We start from the raw sequence: 3,165 nt of genomic DNA, 5'->3' as shown, positions 1-3,165 counted from the left end.
ATTGGACACGTGGGGGAGATTTTAGTTGAATATTTGACTAAAGAAGGTGCTCAGGTTTTTATTTCTGATATTAATGAAGAAAAATTATATCAAGTTGCGTCTAAATACAATGCGCAGATATTTACTGGCGACGATTTATATAGTGCCGATGTCGATATTTATGCGCCTTGTGCAATGGGGGCGACTATTAATGACAATACGGTAAACAAGATTAAAGCAAAAGTAATTGCTGGTGCTGCTAATAATCAATTGGCAAACGAAAATACTCATGGGTTAATTTTGCAGGAAAGAGGCATTGTGTATGCTCCTGATTTCTTGATTAACGCTGGTGGAATTATTAATGTTTATGCTGAGTTGGAGCATTATGGTAAAGCAGAAATTATGGCAAAAACCGAAAATATCTACAATACTACTTTAGAAATTTTTGATTACGCTATTGCAAATGGTATAACTACTCATCAAGCAGCATTAACTATCGCTCAAAATCGTATTGATTTGAGAAAAATTGAAAATGCAAAATAGTTTTAATTAATGTTGAAGATTTCAGTTTCAGGATTTTATTAAATTCTGGAACTGATTTTTTTTTGATTTTTGATTAACTAAGTTTCTAAGTTGTTGATTTTATATGTATTTCTGATAAATCAATAATTGAAAAATCGATTTTAAATTAAAAGGCTTTAAATTTTCATTTAAGAGATGAAAGTATTAATTTTGCAAACTTAATTTTAAAAGTTCTTACAAGGTGGTAAACAGAAGACACATTCGCGTTAAAGTCATGCAATCCATTTATGCAATGCATCAAAATGGTTCTGATAATTTAGAAAAAGAGGAAAAATTCCTTATGCATAGTATTGACGCCATTCAAGATTTATACCTTATTATGCTTTCTTCATTGATTGAAATTTGTAAAAAAGAAACTGTTTTTTTACATCTTTCAAGCCAAAAACATTTGGCAACCAAAGAGGAACGTAATCCTAATGAAAAATTCATCAAAAACAGTATTTTTCAAATTCTTGCCGAAAACAATTCCCTTAGTATTGCTTTAGAAAATCGTTCAATCAACAATTGGACTTTGAATGATGATTATATTATTCTTTTATTGAATGCGATCAAAGAGAGTCCTGTGTATGCAAAATACATGAGCAATCGAGTGAATACTTTTGAAGAAGATAAAGATTTTATTATTGATATTTTCTCTGATGTTATTGTTCCAAATGAAAAGTTGTATGATTATCTTGAAGATGATAAATTAACTTGGATCGACGACATTCCTTTGGTTAACACCCATATTGTAAAACAGCTTAAAGGAATTAAACAAGGTGAAGATGATAATTTTAGAGTTCCAAAATTATACAAAGACAATGAAGATAAGGCTTTTGTAAAAGATTTATTTAGAAAAACGGTTTTAAATGAAGCTGAATTAGCCAAAGAATATATTGATAAAACACCAAATTGGGATAGCGAACGTATTGCTGAAATTGATACTATTATCCTTAAAATGGCAATTTGCGAATTCTTGAAATTCCCTTCTATTCCGGTAAAAGTTACGTTAAATGAGTATTTGGAACTTGCCAAAGAATATTCAACTCCGAAAAGTAGTATTTTCATCAACGGAATTTTGGATAACTTGGTTAAGGAACTTGAAGGAAATAAAAGAATAGTGAAGATTGGAAGAGGTCTGATGTAATAGCTGAACACCATTTCTATTAAACATAAAACAATTAACAAATATTAAAATTTTAAATTATGGGACAAATACAACAGTTTTTGCCGTTTTTATTAATGTTCGTAGTCATTTATTTCTTTATGATTCGTCCACAGCAAAAAAGAGCTAAAAACGAAAAAGAATTTGAAAATGGATTAAAAATAGGAGATAAAATCATTACAAAAAGCGGAATCCATGGTAAAATCGCTGAGCTTAATGAAGGTACAGTTATTATCGAAACTATGGCTGGAAAATTGAAAATGGAGCGTTCTTCAATCTCATTAGAATTAACAGCAACTTTGACTAAAAAAGCGTAATTAATACAATACAATAAAAAAATCCCAAATTCCACTTTTATGGAAATTTGGGATTTTTTTGTGTAAATAAGAAGATTATTTTTTCTTATTTTTTTTGGCTTTTTTAGCCTTTTTAGCTCTTTTTGCTTTTTTGGCTTTTTTCTCAGTAGCTTTAGCTTTAAGTTTTGCTTTTTTGGCTTTATCTTTTTTGGCTTTCTTAGCTTTTTTCTCTTTTCTTTTAGCTTTTGCTTTGTCCTTCGCTTTTTTCTCCTTCTTCTTTTCTTTTACAGACATCTTATTTTTTGTTTTAGATTTTTTCTTCTTTTTATCTTTTTTATCCTTTACTGGAACTGCAACTTCTGTTTCCGTTTTAGTTTCTTGTATTGCAGGTGTTTCAGTATCCGATTTTATAATTTCTGAAACTTGAGTAGTAGTAACTTTGGCTCTACTCGGTCTAGATGCTCTGGTTGCCGTAGTTGCTGGTTTTGCAACTGTTGCTGCTGAATTTGCATTAGGAGATTTTACGGCGGTAGGTTTTACTGTGGCAGGTTTTACAACAGTGGGTTTTGCAGCAGTAGGCTTTACGACAGTAGGTTTTGTAGCAGTAGGTTTTGCAGCAATAGTTCTTCTTGTAGTGGGTTTTGTTACAGTTTGTTTTGTTGGGGCTGGTTTATTCACTATAGGTTTTACAACTTCAGTTTCTTCATTGTTTGGAATTACTGGAGTTTCCGGATTCTTCGGAGTGATTTTTGTTCCTTCTTTTTCTATCATAATAGTGTAGTTAATCGTTATATAATAGTACTTAGACATTTAAAAAACATTCATAATTAATAGAATGTTTACTGAATATTAACAAATGTAGTGAATATATTAATACTTCAATGTTAAGTTTTTATTGAAAATCAGCCTGTTAGACATGATTTAGGTGTGATTAAGTTTGACTTTTAATATGATTTTTAAATAAAAAAGTTCCAAAACTGATGGATCAGCTTCGGAACTTTTGTCTATTAAATAGATTTTTTCTTTTATCTGTATTTATCATTTAGACCAATATTGTCTAAAATCATAGGTTTTATTTTCTCAATCCTTGTAAGTTTTGTTTCTTCTCGTTTAGCGGATTCGATGTATTCAATGAATTCCTTTTGTTTATAAGGGCTAAATTTT

At 30.0% G+C, this 3,165-nt stretch carries 4 protein-coding genes and 1 pseudogene; 3 read left to right on the top strand and 2 right to left on the bottom strand.

Going from position 1 to position 3,165, the window contains the following annotated elements:
* The 3 genes and pseudogenes from VLC96_RS11030 to yajC all read left to right on the top strand — a co-directional run.
* A pseudogene (locus VLC96_RS11030) lies at positions 1–522 on the top strand (Glu/Leu/Phe/Val dehydrogenase family protein); the annotation flags it as partial.
* 253 nt (positions 523–775) lie between these two features.
* Positions 776–1,687 (top strand): transcription antitermination factor NusB, encoded by a 912-nt coding sequence (nusB, locus tag VLC96_RS11025; protein ID WP_325262935.1) that lies wholly within the window; start codon positions 776–778, stop codon positions 1,685–1,687.
* 59 nt (positions 1,688–1,746) lie between these two features.
* Positions 1,747–2,022: a preprotein translocase subunit YajC gene (gene yajC / locus VLC96_RS11020; protein ID WP_325262931.1), complete on the top strand. Its 276-nt coding sequence runs from the start codon at positions 1,747–1,749 to the stop codon at positions 2,020–2,022.
* Between the two features lie 75 nt (positions 2,023–2,097).
* On the opposite strand, the gene VLC96_RS11015 is transcribed toward yajC, so the two are convergent.
* Both VLC96_RS11015 and VLC96_RS11010 read right to left on the bottom strand, forming a co-directional pair.
* The gene (locus tag VLC96_RS11015) at positions 2,098–2,772 is read right to left on the bottom strand and encodes a hypothetical protein (RefSeq protein WP_325262929.1); all 675 of its coding nucleotides are present in this window, start codon (positions 2,770–2,772) and stop codon (positions 2,098–2,100) included.
* A gap of 254 nt (positions 2,773–3,026) precedes the next feature.
* The coding region (locus VLC96_RS11010) for a YdeI/OmpD-associated family protein (protein WP_325262934.1) at positions 3,027–3,165 on the bottom strand (139 nt) is incomplete at its 5' end.

The sequence above is a fragment of the Flavobacterium sp. genome (assembly GCF_035456085.1).
In the GTDB taxonomy this organism is placed as follows: domain Bacteria; phylum Bacteroidota; class Bacteroidia; order Flavobacteriales; family Flavobacteriaceae; genus Flavobacterium.
The sequence above is the reverse complement of the archived record's forward strand: the minus strand, read 5'-3'. Positions and strand labels throughout refer to the sequence as shown.

Coding starts and splice junctions, on each gene's coding strand:
- nusB (WP_325262935.1), top strand. CDS start 776: ATGCAATCCATTTATGCAATGCATCAAAATGGTTCTGATAATTTAGAA.
- yajC (WP_325262931.1), top strand. CDS start 1,747: ATGGGACAAATACAACAGTTTTTGCCGTTTTTATTAATGTTCGTAGTC.
- VLC96_RS11015 (WP_325262929.1), bottom strand. CDS start 2,772: ATGATAGAAAAAGAAGGAACAAAAATCACTCCGAAGAATCCGGAAACT.